The 20,893-nt window shown below is 63.7% G+C and carries 19 protein-coding genes; 8 read left to right on the forward strand and 11 right to left on the reverse strand.

All coding sequences use genetic code 11. The features are described from left to right. Positions 1 to 53 precede the first annotated feature (53 nt). From HWY05_RS27955 to HWY05_RS27975, 5 genes are all read right to left on the reverse strand, one after another. A complete protein-coding gene (locus tag HWY05_RS27955) occupies positions 54 to 1,163 on the reverse strand; it encodes a porin (RefSeq protein WP_035552281.1) in 1,110 nt (369 codons plus the stop codon). Between the two features lie 588 nt (positions 1,164 to 1,751). After that, positions 1,752 to 2,531 (reverse strand): ATP-binding cassette domain-containing protein, encoded by a 780-nt coding sequence (locus tag HWY05_RS27960; protein WP_035552278.1) that lies wholly within the window; start codon positions 2,529 to 2,531, stop codon positions 1,752 to 1,754. A gap of 46 nt (positions 2,532 to 2,577) precedes the next feature. Continuing rightward, entirely contained in the window at positions 2,578 to 3,291 is a 714-nt protein-coding gene (locus HWY05_RS27965) for an ABC transporter permease (RefSeq protein ID WP_035552274.1), read from the reverse strand. Beyond that, complete coding sequence (gene hisQ / locus HWY05_RS27970; protein ID WP_035552272.1) at positions 3,288 to 3,977, reverse strand: histidine ABC transporter permease HisQ; 690 nt, start codon at positions 3,975 to 3,977, stop codon at positions 3,288 to 3,290. The genes HWY05_RS27965 and hisQ overlap by 4 nt, the downstream gene beginning before the upstream one ends. 413 nt (positions 3,978 to 4,390) lie before the next feature. Next, the gene (locus HWY05_RS27975) at positions 4,391 to 5,167 is read right to left on the reverse strand and encodes an ABC transporter substrate-binding protein (RefSeq protein ID WP_035552269.1); all 777 of its coding nucleotides are present in this window, start codon (positions 5,165 to 5,167) and stop codon (positions 4,391 to 4,393) included. A 535-nt stretch (positions 5,168 to 5,702) separates the two neighbouring features. On the opposite strand from HWY05_RS27975, the gene HWY05_RS27980 reads away from it, so the two are divergent. Beyond that, positions 5,703 to 6,413 carry a pirin family protein gene (locus HWY05_RS27980; RefSeq protein WP_035552264.1) on the forward strand — a complete coding sequence of 237 codons (711 nt, stop codon included), beginning with the start codon at positions 5,703 to 5,705 and terminating at the stop codon, positions 6,411 to 6,413. Positions 6,414 to 6,579: 166 nt separating this feature from the next. Here HWY05_RS27980 and HWY05_RS27985 read toward each other — a convergent pair whose 3' ends face one another. Further along, the gene (locus HWY05_RS27985; RefSeq protein WP_035552261.1) at positions 6,580 to 7,107 is read right to left on the reverse strand and encodes a periplasmic heavy metal sensor; all 528 of its coding nucleotides are present in this window, start codon (positions 7,105 to 7,107) and stop codon (positions 6,580 to 6,582) included. Between the two features lie 220 nt (positions 7,108 to 7,327). On the opposite strand from HWY05_RS27985, the gene HWY05_RS27990 reads away from it, so the two are divergent. Together HWY05_RS27990 and HWY05_RS27995 are read left to right on the forward strand one after the other, a co-directional pair. Beyond that, positions 7,328 to 8,053 carry a response regulator gene (locus HWY05_RS27990; RefSeq protein WP_035552258.1) on the forward strand — a complete coding sequence of 242 codons (726 nt, stop codon included), beginning with the start codon at positions 7,328 to 7,330 and terminating at the stop codon, positions 8,051 to 8,053. Beyond that, entirely contained in the window at positions 8,037 to 9,353 is a 1,317-nt protein-coding gene (locus HWY05_RS27995) for an ATP-binding protein (RefSeq protein WP_035552256.1), read from the forward strand. Before HWY05_RS27990 ends, HWY05_RS27995 begins: the two co-directional genes overlap by 17 nt. Positions 9,354 to 9,432: 79 nt before the next feature. On the opposite strand, the gene HWY05_RS28000 is transcribed toward HWY05_RS27995, so the two are convergent. Both HWY05_RS28000 and HWY05_RS28005 read right to left on the reverse strand, forming a co-directional pair. Then, positions 9,433 to 9,699 carry a hypothetical protein gene (locus tag HWY05_RS28000; protein WP_035552253.1) on the reverse strand — a complete coding sequence of 89 codons (267 nt, stop codon included), beginning with the start codon at positions 9,697 to 9,699 and terminating at the stop codon, positions 9,433 to 9,435. Positions 9,700 to 9,880: 181 nt separating this feature from the next. Then, a complete protein-coding gene (locus HWY05_RS28005) occupies positions 9,881 to 11,572 on the reverse strand; it encodes a sensor domain-containing diguanylate cyclase (RefSeq protein WP_035552252.1) in 1,692 nt (563 codons plus the stop codon). 660 nt (positions 11,573 to 12,232) lie between these two features. On the opposite strand from HWY05_RS28005, the gene HWY05_RS28010 reads away from it, so the two are divergent. Beyond that, positions 12,233 to 13,984, forward strand: a complete 1,752-nt coding sequence (locus HWY05_RS28010) for an ABC transporter permease subunit (protein WP_035552250.1) — start codon at positions 12,233 to 12,235, stop codon at positions 13,982 to 13,984. Between the two features lie 19 nt (positions 13,985 to 14,003). Beyond that, entirely contained in the window at positions 14,004 to 15,350 is a 1,347-nt protein-coding gene (locus HWY05_RS28015; RefSeq protein ID WP_035552249.1) for a nitrate/sulfonate/bicarbonate ABC transporter ATP-binding protein, read from the forward strand. Between the two features lie 146 nt (positions 15,351 to 15,496). Here the strand turns inward: HWY05_RS28015 and HWY05_RS28020 are convergent, their stop codons facing one another. From HWY05_RS28020 to HWY05_RS28030, 3 genes are all read right to left on the reverse strand, one after another. Beyond that, positions 15,497 to 16,075: a hypothetical protein gene (locus HWY05_RS28020; protein ID WP_244146725.1), complete on the reverse strand. Its 579-nt coding sequence runs from the start codon at positions 16,073 to 16,075 to the stop codon at positions 15,497 to 15,499. Further along, the gene (locus HWY05_RS28025; protein WP_035552247.1) at positions 16,075 to 16,653 is read right to left on the reverse strand and encodes a hypothetical protein; all 579 of its coding nucleotides are present in this window, start codon (positions 16,651 to 16,653) and stop codon (positions 16,075 to 16,077) included. Before HWY05_RS28025 ends, HWY05_RS28020 begins: the two co-directional genes overlap by 1 nt. A 276-nt stretch (positions 16,654 to 16,929) precedes the next feature. After that, complete coding sequence (locus tag HWY05_RS28030) at positions 16,930 to 17,988, reverse strand: sigma-54 dependent transcriptional regulator (RefSeq protein ID WP_035562140.1); 1,059 nt, start codon at positions 17,986 to 17,988, stop codon at positions 16,930 to 16,932. 366 nt (positions 17,989 to 18,354) lie between these two features. Here HWY05_RS28030 and HWY05_RS28035 point away from each other — a divergent pair, with 366 nt between their 5' ends. From HWY05_RS28035 to HWY05_RS28045, 3 genes are all read left to right on the forward strand, one after another. Beyond that, the gene (locus HWY05_RS28035) at positions 18,355 to 18,672 is read left to right on the forward strand and encodes a DUF883 family protein (protein ID WP_176060477.1); all 318 of its coding nucleotides are present in this window, start codon (positions 18,355 to 18,357) and stop codon (positions 18,670 to 18,672) included. A gap of 46 nt (positions 18,673 to 18,718) precedes the next feature. Then, complete coding sequence (locus HWY05_RS28040) at positions 18,719 to 18,991, forward strand: hypothetical protein (RefSeq protein WP_035552241.1); 273 nt, start codon at positions 18,719 to 18,721, stop codon at positions 18,989 to 18,991. 373 nt (positions 18,992 to 19,364) lie between these two features. Further along, on the forward strand, positions 19,365 to 20,765 hold the full coding sequence (locus tag HWY05_RS28045) for a sigma-54 dependent transcriptional regulator (RefSeq protein ID WP_176060400.1): 1,401 nt from the start codon (positions 19,365 to 19,367) through the stop codon (positions 20,763 to 20,765). The last annotated feature ends 128 nt before the right edge of the window (positions 20,766 to 20,893 follow it).

The raw sequence follows: 20,893 nt of genomic DNA on the forward strand, positions 1-20,893 counted from the left end.
CTTGAAGACTGTCTGACTTCGCCCCGAAGAATGTCCCCCGGGGCGCCGTTCGTTTAGAACGAGTGTTGAATACCTGCGTACACACCCGATTGCTGGTGACCCGGCAGCGGGTTGTCGTTGAAGCCGCCGCCCGTCGTCGGGCCGCCTGCGCCTGCCGAGTTCGCTTCGAGACCGAAGTTGGCGGTCTTGCTGTTACGCACGGTCGCGACCTGGATGTCCAGCAGCGTCCGCTTGGACAGGTTGTACGAACCGCCCAGCGTGTAGATCGTTGCGTTGCCACCGCCGTTGTTGGCGTTCACGTGATAGACCGCACCGATAAGCGCAGCTGCCGGCGTAGCTTGCCACGTCACACCACCCCATTCGTGATCGAGGGTGGTCGGCGTGCCGTACGCGACGCCGGTCACGCCAGCCGTGCGCACTGCCTGGAACGCGCCCTGAATCTTGAACTGGCCGAGGAAAACGTTGGCTGCGCCCGTGTATTCACGCGAGAAGTTGAACGGGTCGCCGAGACTGCCGTTGGCCGGGTTGCGGATTTCGTCGTACATGCCGCGCAACTGGAACAGCGAGGACGTGTAGGTGACCTGTGCACCAGCTTCGCGACCTTGGGCCGTCGTGCCGTTACCGTTCCAGCTCGTTGCGTTCGACAGCGCGTATTGACCGTAGAAGTCAAAGCCCGCGATCTTCGGCGACTGGTACGCGAAGTTGTTGCTCGATTGCGGCCAGTTGCGGCCACGCACCAGCGACGCCGACGACCAGTTCGATTGACCGAACGGGTCGAAGTCCCACACGCCGTTCGAGATGTACAGCATGCGGCCCATCGTGAAGGTACCGTACGCGTCGTTCGACAGGCCGACCGTTGCCCAACGATTGAAGAGACCGCCACCGCCAGGGCCTGCGCCGGTCATGGTGTTGAAGGAGCCTTCCAACTGGAACAGAACCTTGTTGCCGCCACCGATGTCCTCAACGCCCTTCATACCCCACAGGCTGGTACCCCAGTCGCCGCTTTCTGCCTTGAAACGGTTCGTCGATCCGCCATTGCCGTTCGACAGGCCGCTCATGTACTCCAGGCCTGCATCCAGGCGGCCGTACAGCGTGACGCTGCTTTGGGCGTGCGCAATAACACCGGCCGACATCAGCGCCGCGGCGAGCAAAGCTTTCTTCATCTTCTCCTCCATACCCTGTCAAATAGTGAAACCCAGTACTGCGAATGGTGTTCGGACGCAAATGCGCCGAACAGAAATCGGTACCAGGGAGATTGGCGGGTGGATTGGGTCTCCTGCCGTGACGTGTAGCCTGGGGCTATCTGGTCGTCATGCCGATCCCTCGCCGACCGGTTCTCCTCTGTGCTTTTGAAGTGAAACTACTTTTAATCAACTTTGTTTTGCTACTTTGGTTACTAATTTATCAAAAATACACTTCGCTGGGAGAAGAAATTAGTACCCGCCACGACCGATGTCTCCAAATTGCAATAAGAATGTGCGCAATGACCCTTTGCGACACCTTCGAAAAAGGCGGAAACCCTTGCGCGACAAGGGAATCACGGATCGGCGGCAACAACGTTAAGGATTGCCACTATTGACGCTTGAAAAGCAGCAGAGTAGGGCGAAAGGAGGGGGTGGGGGACGGTTGAAAGTGGGATTTCGCGGCCAAAACGGCTCAAATGCACAGTTCAGCGAAACAAAAAGGGCGCCCGTAAGCGCCCTGTAATGCTACTTTGACTACAGCCCAAATGATGGGCTATTCGACGGTGTTTATTTGAGGCTGCCGGACAGGAACTGTTTGAGGCGTTCGCTGCGGGTGTTTTTGAACACCTCGTCGGGATGGCCTTCTTCTTCCACGCGTCCCTGGTGCAGGAACATCACGTGATTCGAGACGTTGCGGGCGAACGCCATTTCGTGCGTCACGACGATCATCGTGCGGCCTTCTTCGGCGAGCGTCTGCATCACCTTGAGCACTTCGCCGACCAGTTCGGGATCGAGCGCGGAGGTCGGTTCGTCGAACAGCATCACGTCCGGATGCATGGCCAGCGCTCGCGCAATCGCCACGCGTTGTTGCTGGCCGCCCGACAGATGCGACGGATACTGTTTCTCGAGACGCGGCGCGAGGCCCACTTTCTCCAGATACTCGCGGGCGCGTTCTTCGGCTTCCTTGCGCTTCAGACCCAGCACGTTGATCGGCGCTTCGACGATGTTCTCGAGCACGTTCATGTGCGACCACAGGTTGAAGTGCTGGAACACCATCGACAGACGGGTGCGCACGCGCTGCAACTGCTTCGGGTCGGACACGCGCAGCGCGCCGTTCTTGGCGAGCTGGGTCCGCACTTCCTCGCCGTCGACGAAGATGCGGCCCGAGTTCGGCTGTTCGAGAAAGTTGATGCAGCGGAGCATCGTGCTCTTGCCCGAACCGGACGAGCCGATCACGCTGATCACGTCGCCGGCATTGGCCTTCAGCGACACGCCCTTGAGGACTTCGTTGTCGCCGTACTGTTTGTGAAGCTCGTCGACGAAGAGCTTCTGCTTCTTGGTGTTCATCAGGATCCTTGGGCGTGCTGGCTGGCTGAGGGCGCGTTGCCCCGGGTTACTTGCCTTGCGGCCGCAGATACGCGAGCCAGCGGCGCTCGGCGCGGCGGAACAGCCACACGAGCGCGAAAGAAATGCACAGATAGAGCAGGGCGGCGAGGCCGAATGCGTTGAACGACTGATACGTCGCGGAGTTCACGTCGCGAGCGATCTTGAGGATGTCCGGCACGGTCGCGGTGAAGGCGACGGTGGTGGCGTGCAGCATCAGGATCACTTCGTTGCTGTAGTACGGCAGCGCGCGGCGCAGTGCCGACGGCAGAATCACGCGCCGGTACAGCGTGAACGACGACATGCCGTACGCGCGAGCCGCTTCGATCTCGCCGTATGGCGTCGCCTTGATCGCGCCGGCGAAAATCTCGGTGGTGTACGCGCAGGTGTTCAGCGTGAAGGCGAGCAGCGTGCAATGCATGCCGTCGCGGAAGAACGCGTTGGTGAGTTCGTGACTGCGCACGATCTCGAGGCTATACAAGCCGGTGTAGCAGAGCAGTAGTTGCACGTACAACGGTGTGCCGCGGAACACGTACGTATAGAGCCAAACGATGCCGCGCAGCCATTTCTTCTTCGACACGCGCGCTACCGCGAGCGGAATCGACAGGCAGAAGCCCAGCCCGATCGACACCACCAGCAGCCACAACGTGATCGCCACGCCGGTGAGGCGGTAGCCGTCGGTATAGAGATAGTTGCGCCAGTATTCCTGAATGATCTCGATCATAGATCCGCCTTTCGCACGCCGGTCGAGTAACGCTTTTCGAGGTACATCAGCACGAAGTTGGACACTGTGGTGATGACGAGATAGATCGCCCCCGCGAGCAGGGTGAAGAAGAAGAACCGCAGCGTGCCCTTGCCGGCGTCCTGCGACGCCTTGACGACGTCGGCGAGACCGATGATCGACACCAGCGCCGTGGCCTTGACCATCACCTGCCAGTTATTGCCGATGCCGGGCAGCGCGAACCGCATCATCTGCGGGAACATGACGCGCGTGAACACCTGCCAGCCGGTCATGCCGTAGGCCGCGCCCGCTTCGAGCTGGCCGCGCGGCACCGCGAGAAACGCGCCGCGGAAGGTTTCGGTGAAGTACGCGCCGTAGATGAAGCCGAGCACCGCGACGCCGGCCACGAACGGATCGATATCGATCTGATCCCAGCCGAGCAGGTCGGTGAGGTTGTTCAGCCAGATCTGGATGCTATAGAACAGCAGCAGCATCAGCACCAGATCGGGCACACCGCGCACGAGCGTCGTGTAGACGGTGCCGACGCCCTGGGAGAAGCGGTTCCTGGACAGTTTCGCCGCCGCGCCGAGCAGGCCCAGCACAAAAGCGAACGCCAGCGACAACACCGCCAGTTTGACGGTTTGCCAGGTGCCGTTAAGAAGCAGCGGGCCGTAGCCTTGAAGGTACATAGGGGGTCCTTGACGATGTGCTTGTGACACACCGCGAAAGACGCGGCCAGCTCCGCACCGCGTTTGCCGCGAGCCCGGGGCTCGCCGCGACCGGCGGCGCACAGCGCACCGCTGTGCAAATCATGACTGCATGACCGTTGCCGGACTTGCAGCGCGCTTTTCGACTCTCGTGATGAAAACTGCCTGTGAAGCTACTGCGGGTGACGCTACTGCCGGATGACTGCCTGAAGCGGGTCGCCGACTGCCGACGACTGTATTACGAAGCCCGGGGAAAGCCCATGCGGGCGAGCCCCGAGAAGCGCGGGTGTTGCGTGAGGCGGTTTGACTGCGGCTGTGCATGAGCGGTGAGCGGGACGATGCCGCGGTTGCGGTTTGACGCGGCGCCCCGCGTGGTGCCCAGCTCAGCGCCCAGCTTAATGTCCTGGATAAATATCGACGTCGAAGTACTGCTTCTCCAGCTTCCTGAACGTGCCGTCCTGGTGAACCTGCGCCAGCGCCTTGTTGAACATCGCCTTCAGATCGGTATCTTCCTTGCGCAGGCCGATGGCGGTGCCTTCGCCGATCGTCTTCGGGTCCTTCACGTCCGGTCCGGCCCAGCCAAAGCCCTTGCCGCGCGGCGTCTTGAGGAAGCCCGCGTCGGCCTGGATTTCGTCTTGCAGCGTCGCGTCGAGGCGGCCCGAGGCGAGGTCGGCGTACACCTGATCCTGGTTCTGATAGGGCACCACGGTCACGCCTTTGGGTTCCCACCACGCTTTGGCGTACGCTTCCTGAGTCGAACCCTGTTCGACGCCGACGCGTTTGCCTTTCAGCGATTCAGGCGTCGGCAGCAGCGGCGAGCCGGTTTTGGCGATCATGCGGGCCGGTGCGTCGAACAGCTTGTCGGAGAAGTCGATCTGCTCGCGACGCTTGTCCGTGACGGTCAGCGACGACACGATCGCATCGTATTTCTTGCCCTTCAACGCCGGAATGATGCCGTCGAGATCCTGCTGGATCCACACGCACCTGACGTTCATCCGCGCGCACAGCGCATGAGTCAGATCGGCGTCGAAGCCGACGACCTGGCCGCTCGGCGCCACCGATTCGAACGGCGGGTAGCTGGCGTCGACCCCGATGCGCACGGTCTTCCATTCCTTCGCCATCGCGCTGGTGGCCATGACCGCAAGCGCCACGCACAGTGCGAACTTCTTCATGTTTCTCCTGGATCAAACTGATCGTCGTGGTGCTTCGATCCCGACGAACGCCGGCTCGTGGCCGGCCGTCGCTATTCTAGGCGGTCAAAATTGTCGCGCCGCGCGGGATCGGGGATCGGTTCGCGGGCTGCGTTTTCAGACGGGGCGGCGGAGCCGCTGCGGCTTGGCGCGCTCTTGCGACCCGCCTGTCAGGGCCGGCCGGCGTGCCTTCGGCACCCACGTGTCTTGAAAAGGGCGGTATTTTACCCGAACAGGGACGCGGCGCCAGTGCGGCGCGCCGGGGTCGGCCACTCGGCGGACCAGCCGTTGTGCGAGCGCGACGTTGCCCGGCGCGGCGGGCTCAGCTCGCGGCCGCGCGCGCGTCGTGCGCGGCGGTTCGGCCGCTCGTTGCGCCGTCGGCCCGAACCGCCGCACGCGCCCACGGGCTTCGATTGCATGGATTTGTGGAACGATCCGGTGCGCCCGTGCCGATTGTGTAGCGCGCCGTGCGCCCCTACATTGAGTACATCGCTAATTACTCACCGGGAGTCCTTCCATGATCGAGATCCGCCGTTCCGAAGAACGCGGCCACGCCAACCACGGCTGGCTCGACTCGTATCACAGCTTCTCTTTCGCCGACTATCGCGATCCGCAACACGTGCATTTCGGCCCGCTGCGGGTCATCAACGAAGACCGCATTGCCGGTGGCCAGGGCTTCGGCACGCATGGCCATCGCGATATGGAAATCGTCACGTACGTGCTGGACGGCGCGCTGGCGCACCGCGACAGCATGGGCAACGGCTCGACCATCCGTCCGGGCGACGTGCAGCGCATGAGCGCCGGCACGGGCGTGCAGCATAGCGAGTACAACGCGTCGCAGGAGGACGCCGCGCATCTGTTGCAGATCTGGGTGATTCCGCAACGCACGGGCGACGTCCCCAGCTACGAGGAAAAACGTTTCGTCGACGCCGACAAGCGCGGCCGTCTGCGCGTCGTCGCGTCGCCCGATGGCCGCGACGGTTCGGTGACGATCCACGCGGACGCCTCGATCTACGCGGCGCTGATCGACGGTGCGGAACAGGCGACGTTGACGTTGCCGGCGGGGCGTCTCGCGTATGTGCATGTAGCGCGCGGCGCGCTGACGGTGAACGGCGAAGCGCTCCATGCGGGCGACGCAGCCAAGCTCAGCGAGATCGACACGGTGACGCTGGAGAAGGGCGAAGACGCTGAAGTGCTGCTGTTCGATCTCGGGCCGCTGAACGGATGATGGGCCTGGCGTTCGAGCGTCTGCTTCGTTGGGCGCCTGAACGCCGCCGCGCCTGAACTGAAGGGCGGCGCGCCCCACCAAACAGAAACGCCACGGAAAATTTCCGTGGCGTTTTTGCATCCGGAAGGCGGCGGCAGCCGCCCCCTTCCGCCTACACTGCGGCTCATTACTGATTCGCAGCCGGCGCCGACGCTGCGCCCTTGTGATGTTCCCAACCCTCGCGCATCTTGTCGTGACGCGCTTCCATCCTGGCAAAGCGCTGCTTCAGCGCCGTGCTGACGGTGGTTTTCTGCTGATCGTTCAGGCCGTTGTAAAACGACAGCCACGCGTCGGAGGTTTGCTGACGCAGTTGCGCATCTTTCTGCTCGACCTGCTGATGCGCGGCGGACATTGCGTTCAGATCCAGGATCGGCTGTTGCTGCGCGGCCTTGAACTGATCTTTGATCTGCTCGTGGTTGGCGCGCATTGCCTCATGGTTCTGCTTCATCGTGTTGAGCGCGGCTTGCCACTGCTTTTCCTGATCCGCGTTGAGCTTCAACTGGTCGTGCAACTGCGTGAGTTGCTTCATGAAACCGGCGTGCCAGCCGCCAGGGCCGCCGTGACCGGCGGGTTGGGCTGCATAGGCTGCGCCCGCGCCGATGGCGAGAGCAGTGGCGGCAACGGCGAGAACGCGCGACATCTTTTTGGTGGACATGTAAGGCTCCTTGTAATGGAATAGCCGACGATGCAACCGATAAACGTGGACGGCCTGCATTCGGTAAGACACAGCGTAGAGAACTGCGTCGTGCGCTGTGTTACGTGGCTTGATTCGGCTATTACGGGTCATTACGGGTGGCTTTCACCGTAACACCCGGTAACCCTTGAAGGCCGTCCGGAAACGAAAACCCTTTCAGCTGCGCGTTAAACTCCATCCCATGGCTACTCAAATACTGGTTGTCGACGACGACGTCGAATTGCGTGATCTGCTGCGCGACTATCTGGCCCGTCAGGGCATCGAAGTCTCGGTGCTGCACGACGCGGGCTCGCTCGAGCGCAGGCTCGAACGCGAGCGCCCGGACCTGATCGTGCTCGACCTGATGATGCCGGGCGTCGATGGGTTGACTGCGCTGCGCAAACTGCGCGCGTCGGGCGACGACATCCCCGTGATCATGCTCACCGCGCGTGCGGACGACGTCGACCGTATCGTCGGGCTGGAACTCGGCGCCGACGACTACCTCGGCAAGCCGTTCAACCCGCGCGAGTTGCTGGCGCGTGTGCAGGCGGTGCTACGGCGGCGTCGCACGTTGCCGTCGGCGGCCGCGCCGGAACAGCGCGAGCCGTTCAACTTCGGCCGCTTTACGCTCGACTTCCAGTCGCGCACGCTGAATCTGGAAGACAAGCCGCTCACGCTGTCCGGCAGCGAATTCGCGCTGCTGAAGATTTTTGTCAATCACCCCATGCGCACGCTGACACGCGAACGCCTGCTCGAACTGCTGCACGGTCCGGAATATGACGGCACCGACCGCGGTATCGACGTGCAGGTGTGGCGTCTGCGTCGCATTCTCGAAACCGATCCGTCCACGCCGCGCTTCATTCAAACGGTGCGCGGCCGTGGTTACGTGTTCGTGCCGGATGGCGAACAGCATGCGTCGGCCCATTGATTCGCTCTTCGGGCGACTGGCGCTGCTAGTCGTCGCGGTCCTGCTCCTGTCGCATTTCGCGTGGTTCGCGTTGATGCGCCTGGAGCGCAGCCAATTGCAGACGCGTTACGCGGTGGAAGAAGCCACGTTCCTCGTCGACGCGGTGCGTCAGCACGTCGCGCATACGCCGGATCAGCCGTTGCCGTCGCGGGTGAAGCTGGTCGATCCGTCCAGCCCGGACGTGCCGGCGGAGCGAGCCGACATGCCGGCGCCGCTCGAACGCTTTATCGAAGACGCGCGTGACCGCATGCCGCCCGGCACCCAGGTGCGCGTCGGCGAGCCGGGCCGCCCGCCCACGCTGTGGGTGCGCGGTGCGTCAGACGCCAACTGGATCGTCGTGCCGGTGCAGCCGTTGCGTCCGCCGCGCTCGCTCGACCGCACCATGCTGTGGCTCGCGATCATTTTCTCGTTCGCCGTGATGGCGGCGCTGTTCGCGGCGTGGGCGTTGCAGCGTCCGTTGCGTTCGCTTGCGCAGGCGGTGGCGCGTTTCGGCCGCGGCTTGCCGGTGCCGCCGGTGCCGGAGCGTGGTCCGCGCGAGTTGCGGCAATTGACCCATGGTTTCAATCAGATGGTGCAGGAAGTGGCGCGCACGGAAAACGATCGCGCGGTGATGCTGGCCGGCGTCGCGCACGACCTCAAGACGCCACTCGCGCGTTTGCGGCTGCGCGCTGAAATGATGGAAGAAGTGAAAATGCGCGACGGCGTGGTCCGCGACGTCGATTCGATGACGCATATCGTCGAGCAATTCCTGGTGTTCGCGCACGACGGCGCCGATCGCAGCGAAGCCGTCGAAGTCGACGCGCAATGCGAACGGGTAGTGCGCAGCTATCGCGCAGTGGCCGGCGGTGTGCCCGCCGTGCAGACCGAGTTGCACGCGGGCCCTGCGTTCCTGCTGCCGGCCGCCACGCTCGACCGGATTCTGTCGAACCTGCTCGATAACGCACATGCATATGGCGCGCCGCCGATCGTCGTCGCCACCGCGCGCACCGCGCAGGGCTACACGCTGTCGGTCAGCGACAGCGGCGGCGGTATCGCCGCGCAAGATCTGATCAATGCCAGCCGGCCGTTCGTGCGGCTCGATCCGGCGCGCGGCGGCAACGGCCATAGCGGGCTCGGGCTCGCGATCGTCGAGCGGCTGGTGCGGCGGGCAGGCGGGGAGTGGGAGATCGGCAACCACGGCGGTCGTGGCTTGCGCGTGTTGATTAGCTTCCCGTTTGAGGCGGTGCCGCGAATCGCGGCGATCTCGGAAAGCGTCTGGTAATTTCCTGCGCGCGGCCGCTCATGCGCGGCCGCTTACTTCTCTGGTTCTCTAGTTTTCTAGTTCAATACGCCAATCCACGCTAGTCCGAGAACAGCGTGTTCAGCGCATTGGCCGCGTCGCCATCCACCGTATTCCACGTCACCGTTTCGGCTTCGAAAATATAGTGCGTGGTGTATTTGCCGAGCCGCGCCAGGATCTCCTCCTGAATCAGTTCCGGCGCAACGTCCAGCTTCAGATACCACGTGGTCGACGACAGGCGCGTCTGGAACGCGCCGTATTCAGCCAGCAGATGATCGAATGCGTGCGCATCCTGATCCCGACAGACGATGACCAAATTTCCCTTCATGCGAATCTCCCGTTAAAGCGGTAGCGGCAACCTAGATATCAGGGTCGATCATACCTGCTTCATTACGGGAGCCACGAGGGAGGGACTTGCGTTGCGTCAGTGGCGCTGCATCGAGGCGTGCTTCGCTACGTGCGCCGGCGGCGTGTGTCGCGAAGCCGCGGCGGCAATCGCGGCGCCATGCTCACCAGACGTTGGCCACGGTACGCGTGGGCGGCGCGGTGTCGTCGGGCGGCAAGGCTTCGGTGCGGTCGCGGCCGCCCGATTTCGCCGCGTAGAGCGCGGTGTCGGCACGGCTCATGATCCGTTCGGGCAGGTCGTCGGGCGACAGCTCGGTAATCCCGATGCTCACGCTCAAGCCCACCGAGGCCGGCAATTTCGGCGAAGGTATCGCCTTCAGCCGCAACCGCAACCGCTCCACCACTTCATGGCCGCCGGCCAGATCGGTAGCCGGCAGCAGCAGCCCGAACTCTTCGCCACCCAGCCGGCCGATCGCATCCGAGCCGCGTAGTTCGGCGCGGCAGGTGTCGACGAAATGTTCGAGCGCGCGGTCGCCGGCGGCGTGGCCGAAGCGGTCGTTGATCTGCTTGAAGTGATCGAGATCGGCGATCGCCATGCACAGCGGCTCGTTGTTGGCATGCGCGCGCTCGATCTCGTGGCGCAACAGGTCGAGGAAGTAGCGCCGCGACAGCGCCCCGGTCAGCGCGTCGTGACGCGCCTCGGCCGACAGCAGCGTATTGGCCGACTGCAACTGCTCGGCGAGGTCGCGCGTGGCGCGATGGTGGCGCCGCTCGCGCACATACGACACGGTGATCACCCAGGCCAGCGCGACCGTGCCGGCCAGCGTCAGGAACACCAGCAAATGATCTCGCTTGTGATTGCGCAACAGTTCGGGCCAGGCCGCCAGCGGATCGACCAGATGCGCGGAGAGCCCGGAGTTCAAGCCGGTGCGGGCCTGATACAGCGACGGCACCGGCCGCTCGCTCATGCCGAACAACTGCCCGGCGATCGACGCGGGCACCCACGGCGCCTGGTCGCGCACCTGGGTGTCGACCTGAATGCTGATATCGGTAAATGCTTCGCGGCGGTAGACGATCTTGCGGTCGGCGTCGCTCATCTGCATGACGCGCGAATTCGGCAGCGCGTGGCCTTCGAGCGCGCTGTTGTGCGCCATGATGATGACGCCGTTTTCATCGGCGACGAAGGTGCCGGCGTGCGCGACCCAGTGGCGCAACCGCGCGATCCCGACCTTGGCGACCACCACGCCGACCAGCAGGCCATCGGCATAAACCGGCGCGGCGATGAAGATGCCCGGCTCGCCGCTCGCGCGGCCGACGCCATAGGCTTCCGCAAAAGCCCCAAGCAGCGCGTTGGCCAGATAGCCGCGCTCGCGCATGTCGATGCCGACGAACGACTGCTGCGCCGCCTGCGGATTGCTGATGGAATTGCTCGACGCGACGCAGATGCCGTTGGCGTTGACGAGCCAGATCTGGTCGAGTCCGGAGAAGCCTTGCGCGTCGTGCAGGAACTCGCTCACGGCGCTCATGCGGGCGTCTTTTAACAGCGCGGCGTGCAGGGCGGGTTCCGCCGCCGCGCCGTTCGCGGCATAATTCTGCGATTGCACCAGAGCGTGCTGGACAACGTCCATTTCGGCCATGGTGGCGGGAATGGCCCGCGACATCGCGAGGTCGCTGGCAATCACTTCCGCCATGTTGTCGACGATCGACGTGGACATCTGCCGCTGCGTGTGCAGGGCCGCGTCCAGCTCTTGCTGTACCATCCGGTCCGCGACCATGCCGGCCACGAACCAGCAAACCAGTACGATCAGCGCGAAGCTGATCGGTCCGGTTGCCTGGCGCAAGGTTGTCCTGTTCATCGACCCTCTGATCCGTCTGGCTGTGACATGCAACTAGCTCGTTCGTGGCAGCGCGCTGGCGCTGTTCGGCTCTCGTGGAAGCGGCTCGCGATGCGCCGCTGCCGTGTCGCGGCGCGGTGGCCGGACAGAGCGCCGGCCGGTGCGTCGTCTCCTGATTTTAACCGTCATGGGGCCTGACGCCACCGTTATTGCGGGAATGCAAACGGTGTGTCGCGGCGATCAGGTTGATAACGGCAGTTCAGCCCGTTTCTTGATGGTCGTGCGGGTTTTCCGCACGCGAAGCTGACGACTGGATCAAGCCTGCCTCGAAACCCCGCCAGGCTTTAACCAGGCGTTTGCCGCGAGATATCGCTATTTACCGCTAAAGGTTGTGCCTGAAACATAGGATGGTGTAGTGTCGTGCCGTCCAAAACAAGGAAAGCCCGCCAGCCTTCGGGCGGCGCCTGCGGCGACAGGAGTCCGGCTCGATGGTTGCGGTCCGGGCGGCTCGTCCACGGACACGGCCGTCACCGGCCCACGTGTCTCCAACGCTAACGATTTACCGCGCCCACGCGTTTTTGCCATGCCTGATTTCCGCTTTCCGGACCGATCTTCAGACCGTCGCGCGCCTGCCTCGGCCTCCTTCGTACGTTTCGCTTTCATCAACGGGGAGGGCCTCTGATGGATTTCAGCTTCAACCTGAAGCGCACCGCCAATGCGTCCGCATGGCGGGTGTTGCCCAACCGCTGGGACTTCGTCGCGTTTCCGCTGATCATCTGCATCATCGCGATGGCGGCGATCGGTTTCCACGAAACGCTGGCGCCGATGTCGACGCTCAAGACCCAGGCCATCTCGCTCGACCCGTCGAACCTGCCTGAATATGCCATGCGCACCACGTTGCGCATGCTCGCGGCCATGGTTGCGTCGCTGTTCTTCACGCTCGTATACGGCACGCTGGCGGCCAAGAGCCGGCGCGCCGGTCTGGTGCTGGTGCCGATTCTCGACATCCTGCAGTCGGTGCCGGTGCTGGGCTACATTTCGTTTACGGTCACCTTCTTTCTCGCGCTGTTTCCAGGCCGCGTGCTCGGCGCCGAACTGGCGGCGATCTTCGCGATCTTCACGAGCCAGGCGTGGAACATGACGTTCAGCTTCTATCAGTCGCTGCGCACGGTGCCGCGCGATCTGGACGAAGTGTCGCGCGGCTTTCATCTGACCTCGTGGCAGCGCTTCTGGAAGCTCGAAGTGCCGTTCTCGATGCCCGGCCTCATCTGGAACATGATGATGTCGATGTCGGGCGGCTGGTTCTTCGTGGTCGCTTCGGAAGCAATCACCGTCGGCAACAACACGATCACGCTGCCGGGCATCGGCGCGTATCTCGCGCAGGCGATCTCGGACAAAAACCTGCACGCGATCGGCTGGGTGATTCTCGCCATGACGGTCGTGATTCTCGCGTACGACCAGTTCCTGTTCCGTCCGCTGGTCGCGTGGGCCGACAAGTTCCGCATGGAAAACACCAGCTCGGGCGACGCGCCGGAATCCTGGCTGCTCGACCTGATTCGCCGCACCCGTCTGATTCACCGTCTGCTGGTGCCGGTCGGCTGGATGTTCGCGCGGGCCGCGCGGGTGAATTTCCGCCTGCCGGCGTTCAACGCGCCGCGTTTCCAGATTCCGCAGCGCGAGAAAAGCTCGAAGCTCGGCGACATGCTGTGGGCTGCGCTGGTGCTGGTCGCCACGGTGTACGTGGTGTACCGCGTGTTCACCTACGTGCGTACCGGCGTCTCGCTCGACGAGGTCGGCCACGTGTTCGTTCTCGGGCTCATCACGCTGTTGCGGGTGATTCTGCTGATCGCGATCGCCTCGGTGATCTGGGTGCCGATCGGGATTCTGATCGGGCTGCGTCCGGCGCTGGCTGAAAAGATCCAGCCGCTTGCGCAGTTCCTCGCCGCGTTCCCGGCCAACCTGCTGTTTCCGGTGTTCGTGATCGTGATCGTGCGCTTTCACCTGAACCCGGACATCTGGCTGTCGCCGCTGATCGTGCTCGGCACGCAGTGGTATATCCTGTTCAACGTGATTGCCGGCGCCAGTTCGTACCCGAACGACTACCGCGAAGCCGCCAAGAACTTCCAGATTCGCGGCTGGCAATGGTGGCGTCAGATCATGCTGCCGGGCATCTTCCCGTACTACGTGACCGGTGCGATCACCGCGTCGGGCGGCGCGTGGAATGCGAGTATCGTCGCGGAATTCGTGCAGTGGGGCGACACCAAGGTCGCCGCGCACGGCTTGGGCGCGTACATCGCGCAAACCACCGCGGCCGGGGACTATCCGAAGATCATTATGGGCATCGCCGTGATGTCCCTGTTCGTGACGCTGTTCAACCGCCTGCTGTGGCGTCCGATGTACGCCTATGCCGAAGCCAAGCTCCGGCTCGATTAAGTAATAAAGGCTAAACGCGATGCAAAATCCTAAAGCTGCTATGACCGCCGCGCCGATCCAGACTCCGCCGATGCCGCCGCGCCTCGGCGAAGAGATCCTGCGCGTCAAGGACGTGTGCCGCGGGTTCAACAAGTCGCAGGGCGAGCTGCTCGTCCTCGACGACGCGAATCTGTCGCTGCGCGAAGGCGAGATCGTCGGGTTGCTGGGCCGTTCGGGCTCGGGCAAGTCGACGCTGTTGCGCATCATCGCCGGTCTGATCGAACCGACCGACGGCGAAGTCACGTATCTGGGCAAGCCGCTCAGCGGTCCCGCGCGCGGCATCGCGATGGTGTTTCAGACCTTCGCGCTGTTCCCGTGGCTGACCGTGCTGCAGAACGTGGAAGCGGGTCTCGAGGCGCAAGGCGTCGGCGCGAGCGAGCGGCGCACCCGCGCGCTGGCCGCGATCGATCTGATCGGTCTGGACGGCTTCGAAAACGCCTATCCGCGCGAGTTGTCGGGCGGCATGCGTCAGCGCGTCGGCTTTGCCCGCGCGCTGGTGGTTGACCCCACGCTGCTGCTGATGGACGAGCCGTTCTCCGCGCTCGACGTGCTGACCGCCGAAACGCTGCGTACCGACCTGCTCGATCTGTGGACGCAAGGCCGCATGCCGATCAAGGCGGTGCTGATCGTCACGCACAACATCGAGGAAGCGGTGTTCATGTGCGATCGGATTCTGGTGCTGTCGTCGAATCCGGGCCGCGTGATCGCCGAGATCAAGGTGCCGTTCAAGCATCCGCGCAACCGTCTGGACCCGGCGTTCCGCCGCCTCGTCGACGAGATCTACGCGAAGATGACCGCGCGTCAGACCGACGAAAAGACCAAGAAGGGTCTCGAGTTGCATAGCTGGCTGCCGCATGTGTCGACCAACCTGATGGCGGGTCTGATCGAAACGCTGGCCGCCGCGCCGTACCACGGCCGCGCCGACATGCCGGAAATCGCCCGCTCGCTGCATCTGGAGGTCGACGATCTGTTCCCGGTGGCCGAAGTGCTGCAACACCTCGGTTTCGCCGACGTGCGCGAAGGCGACATTTTCCTGACGCCGCCGGCGCGGGTGTTCTCCGAGTTCGGCACTCAGGAACGGAAGATGATGTTCGCCGAGCATCTGCTGCGGCACGTGCCGCTCGCCGCACGGATCAAGAAGGTGCTGAACGAACGGCCGGGGCATCGCGCGCCGCGCGTGCGCTTCGAGCAGGAGCTGGAGGATTTTCTGTCGGACAGCGCGGCGGAAGAGACGCTCGACGCGGTCATCAACTGGGGCCGTTATGGCGAGATCTTCTCGTATAACGACCAGACCGAAATCTTCAGTCTGGAAGACGTGGAGTCTTAAGCGCAGAGGGTTGGCGCGGTTCGGTTCGTTCGCCGGACGCAGCAGGCAAAAACGGCAGGGGAGACCCTGCCGTTTTTTTATTGCCGTGTGCTCGGGGCGGCGTGCTTATCGCTGAGTACTTGCCGCTAAATGCGTAGCCCGAACGCTTATTGCAGATTGCCCCACCGCTCGACCGCCGGTTCCGCCGACGCCCACTTCCAGCCCTTATCCTGCTGACACGCGCTGGCCGTATACCAGTCCTCATGCGCCTTCGCACCCTCGCCGTCCTGCACCGAGAACACGAACTCCTTGCACAGGGCGAGCGCCGAGCCGAACGCGCGCGTCACGCGCACCTGGCCGTGGCCGTTCTCGATTGGCAGCGTGTGCTTGATCGCCCATGGTCGCGTTTCGCCGACCGGCATCGCGCCCGCGAGCGCGGCGATCAGGTTCTGCTGGTCTTCGTGCATGTTGCGCATGTAGCGGCCGACGGCTTCGTCGGTTGCGGCTTGCACCGCGATGCCGACGCCGATGCCGATCGCCGGGTTCGACGTCACCAGACCCGACGCGACCCCGGCGGCCGCACCGCTCGCCGCGCCGACCGACGAGCAGCCGCTCGTCAACAGCGCCGCGCCGACGCACACTGCGCCGGCCAGCACGAGCCGCAACGGGCTACCTGAGAGCGCGGCACGCAACGGACGACGTACGCCCCCTGAGGCGGCCGAAGAAGCCGCAGACGAGCCCGCCATCATTGCAGCGCACCCCAGCGTTCGGTAGCCGGCTCGGCCGACGCCCATTTCCAGTTGTCGCCGTCGCGACAGATCGACGCGACGTAAAACGCGCTGCTGGCGGGCACATTCTTGGTGGCGGTGGTATCGACCGAGAAGACGATTTCCTTGCAGTCGAGCGCGCCCGCGCTAATCGCGCGGCTGACGGTCACGCGGCCGTGTTCGTCGTCTTCGATCGGGAACGAGTGGGTCACGCTCCACGGCGCGATCGCGCCGACGTCGAGCGGCCCGGCGATCTTGGCGATGCCGTCCTGCGTATTCGTGTGGACCACGCGCTCCGAGTACTGCACGCCTGCTTTGGCCGCGGCGACCGCGCCGAGACCGATGCCGGTGGCGACCGCCGCATTGCTGGTGACTTTGGCCGCGAGCGCGGCGCCCCCAATACCGGCTCCGGCCACGGCGCCTTCCGAGTACAGCGAACTACAGCCGCTCAACGCCGACGAGATCGCCACGGCCAGTGCAACGACCGCGGTTGCATTGGGGCGTCCACGCCCGGCCGTCTGTTTTACCCATTCGGCCCACACCATACTTTTTTGCATTTCCCTGTCTCTGCTCCTGCAAGTGCCTTTCGTTTCACGCGCGAACAGCGCCGGGTGAGCGAACGGCACGTCATCCAATGCGACAACTACGCGGCACTACGTGCTGCCGCATTTTGCAGGATGCCATTTGTAATTGGCAGTGGGAAAGTGCAAGCAATTGCAAAAAGTGGTGCGATTCAAGCGGGTTTCTGATTGACAGTCACCCGTTTGATTGGCGATGCGAAGGGATTGTTGACGCGCTTGTCAGCGTGCCGGGAAGCCGCGCGACGGAATTTTCTACTGCTCGACTTCGTCGTCCGCGCCGCCTTCGTCGCCGTAGGCGCTCAAGCGGTTGTACAGCGTTTTGAGACTGACGCCGAGCGCTTTCGCCGCGCGTCGTTTGTCGCCGCCGCAATATTTGAGCGTGCCGAGAATGATCTGTTTTTGCGCGTCCGCGAGCGGTGTGCCGATCCACACGCTCATCGCATCGCCCTGCGTCACGGGTTTTTTCACGCGCGACGCGAGATGTGGATGCGGCAATTCGACCGTCTTCTCCGCGAGAATGAACGCGCGATACACGGCGTTTTTCAACTCACGCACATTGCCCGGCCAGGACCAGGTGCGCAATGTTTCGAGCGAGCGTTTGCTGAAGCTTTTGCTGGCGGATTCCTGCTGGTTCAGCAACGCGAGAAAGTGCTGGGCGAGCAGTTCGCGATCGCCCTCGCGTTCGCGCAACGGCGGCGCGCGCAACGGGAAAACCGCGAGACGGTACATCAGATCTTCGCGCAGTCCGTTCTCTTTCACGGCCACGGCCGGGTCGCGATTGGTGGCGGCGATCACGCGCACGTTGCCGCTGATCAGATCGTTGCCGCCGACGCGGAAGAACGTGCCGGTCTCAAGCGCGCGCAGCAGTTTGACCTGACGCACCGGCGCCATTTCGGTGATTTCGTCGAGGAACAGCGTGCCGCCGTTCGCGTGTTCGAAATAGCCGACGCGGCCCTGCACCGCACCGGTGAAGCTGCCTTTTTCATGGCCGAACAGTTCGGCTTCGATGAGCTCGTCGGGAATCGCGCCGCAGTTCACGGCGACGAAAGGCATGTCTTTGCGGCTGCTTTGATCGTGAATCGTGCGGGCGATCAGCTCCTTGCCGGTGCCGGATTCGCCGATGATCAACGCGGTCGCGTCGGTGCCGGCCACGCGTTCGATCTGCTCGTACAGATCGAGCATGACCGGCGACGAGCCATATAACAGCCCGTACGATTTGAGTCCCGCGATGCCGTCCGCGACGCGCTGCTTCGCCTGTGCCGAAGTATTGCCGCCGGCGGAGACGGGCGAGTCCAGATCGATTGACGCCATAAACGGGGAGTCCTGTGCAAATGGGTTGCGTTGTTGCGGCGCGCAGGCCTGAAACGAGATCGGCCGCGACGGCCAATATCTCACAAAGGTCGATTTAACCACTTCGACGCCGCTTCCGGCAAACGATGTGACGGTCGCCGAAAACACTTTCCGCACGCTCGGTCGAAAGTGCCTGACGCGAATTCGCTCGCATTGCGAAGAGGCAAAGTTACCGGGCACGGCGTTTGCGCCTAGTACCCGACACGCGTGTGCTTTTGCGCCATCCATTGAAGCACGGCGAGCGCGGCGCTGGCGGTTCGCCAGCCCGCACAGGCGCGGAAAAGGGAAAAGCCCACGCCAACGCCGAACTCAGACCAGGAGTGAATGATGACTGACACCGCGCAACAGCTTGCACTCGGCGGGCAGAAGATCGTCGAGGATCTGCGGGTGCTGCTGAAGGACTCGGAAGAGATGCTGCGACTTGCCGCCAATGTGCCGGGCGAAGGCGTCGACGCGCTGCGCGACAAGCTTGGCACCCATGTCGAGACGCTGCAGTCCGCGCTCGGCGACGCGCAGCAGAATGCCCAGCGGCGCTATCGCACGGCGACCGTCAATACCGAACGCTACGTGCGGCATAACCCGTGGCGCTCCATCGGCATTGCCGCAGGCGTAGGCTTCGTGCTGGGCGTGCTGACCGCGCGCTAAGGCGCGGCACGCTATCCGTTCGCTTTAAGACCATAAGGAGTTCACAATGGGACGACCCAGGATCGGTATCTTCGGCGCGCTGATGGCGCTTGGCGGCTTTCTCGCGGTTCGCTACGTGCAGCAGCGCAACCGCGCCGCGCAGGGGCCGGCGGCGCGTGAATTGAGCCGCTGGGAAGGCGAGGGCGGCGCGGTCGCGGCGCCGGTGGCGCCGGCCGCCACGGTAGCGGCGGTCAACCCGGACACGCCGGGCGCGCATGGCACCAACGGCGCGGCGCATCCGAACGGGCACGACGCCGCGTGGCCGTTTCCGCGCAGTTAGGTAGTGCGCCGCCGGTGCGTGGACAGGGCAGGATCGATCGCGGCGAAGACGCGGCTAGCGGGCTTGGCAGTGAGATGAGGAGGCGCACCGCTCTGCCCGGCGGTGCAACCAGGGATGCAAGGTGCACCTTGCTGAACTGTCTCGATAAAGCTTTATAATAGGTAAATCAACAACAATGACGGCGGCTTAACCGGTGTTTTGTCGTCAATTGTTGCAGTATTGAACCAGGTTGCCGGTTTGGCAGGGTATGCGAAGTTAGCGTGTGCTCACGTCGCAACACCATGCGCCGCAGCCGGGCGCAGTGCCGCCGAGCCGCTTTTAGACATGCTTCCAGCATGTTTCTCCACTCACGCTTGCAGGCTTTCGAGACGCGATGCCACATGTACTGATTGTCGATGACGACGCGAGTACCCGCGAGGCGCTTGCCGCCATCATCGGGGAAGACGGCCTGACCACCGCCACCGCGGGCGATTTGCGCGAAGCGCGCATTCAACTGGTCCGGCAGATGCCGGACGTCGTCTTTACGGATTTGAAGCTACCCGACGGCCTCGGGGTCGATCTGTTCGAAGATCTGGACCCGCGCTCCGGCGTGGAAGTGATCGTGATTACCGGTCACGCGACGGTCGAGTCGGCCGTGAACGCGCTGAAAATGGGCGCCACCGACTATCTGGTCAAGCCCATCAACATGCAGCGCGTGAAGGCGATCCTGTCGCGCCTGCCGCGTGCCGGCGACCTGAAAGCGGAAATCGGCACCTTGCGCGGCGAGCTGCGCCGCATGGGCCGCTTTGGTTTGATGCTCGGCAATTCGCCGGCCATGCAGGAGGTCTACGACCAGATCGGCCGGGTTGCGCCGACGGCGGCCTCGGTCATGCTGGTGGGCGAATCGGGCACCGGCAAGGAAGTCGCCGCGCAGACGCTGCACCAACTGAGCTTGCGCCGCAAACATGCGTTCCTGGCGGTCAATTGCGGCGCGATTTCGCCGAATCTGATCGAGTCGGAAATGTTCGGCCACGAACGCGGCTCGTTCACCGGCGCGGACCGCCAGCACAAGGGCTATTTCGAGCGCGCGAACGGCGGCACGCTGTTCCTCGACGAAATCACCGAGATGCCGATCGAGTTGCAGGTGAAGCTGCTGCGCGTGCTGGAAACCGGCATGTTCATGCGGGTCGGCACGACCAAGGAAATCGAAACCGACGTGCGGCTGATCGCGGCGACCAACCGCGATCCGGAGCAGGCGGTGCTGGAAGGCAAGCTGCGGCTCGACCTGTATCACCGGCTGAACGTGTTTCCGATCAGCTTGCCGCCGTTGCGCGATCGCGGCAAAGACGTCGAACTGCTGGCGCAGGCGTTCCTCGACGAACTCAACGAGCGCCACGCCACGAAGAAGCATTTCCCCGCCGCCGTGAAGGACATGCTGATGTCGTATCCGTGGCCCGGCAATGTGCGTGAGTTGAAGAATTACGTGCAGCGCGCACACATCATGTCGGGCACGGACTCGGACAGCACCGCGACGGTGCCGTTGCAGATCACGCTGTCGAAGCCCGCGGCCGGCACGGCGATCACGATTCCGTTCGGCACGTCGCTCGCCGAAGCGGATCGTCAGTTGATTCTGGCCACGCTCGAGCAATGCGGCGGCGTGAAGACGCGTGCGGCCGAGATTCTCGGCATCAGTTTGAAGACGCTGTACAACCGTCTGGTGGAGTACGGCAACGACGCGCGCGACGACGGCGATGCCGCCGATGAATCGCGCGCGCTGGGCGGCGCGGACGCTTAATCGCGGACGCTGAAGCGCGTCACGGCTTGGGCTCGCCTGGCAGACAGCCAGGCGTTCAAGCGTGAACGCTTCATGCCCCGCGTCATCCCTTCAGCGCCTCGCGGCCGCGGCCACAACGGCACACGCCT

This window comes from Paraburkholderia sp. BCC1876, assembly GCF_902833695.1.
Classification (GTDB): domain Bacteria; phylum Pseudomonadota; class Gammaproteobacteria; order Burkholderiales; family Burkholderiaceae; genus Paraburkholderia.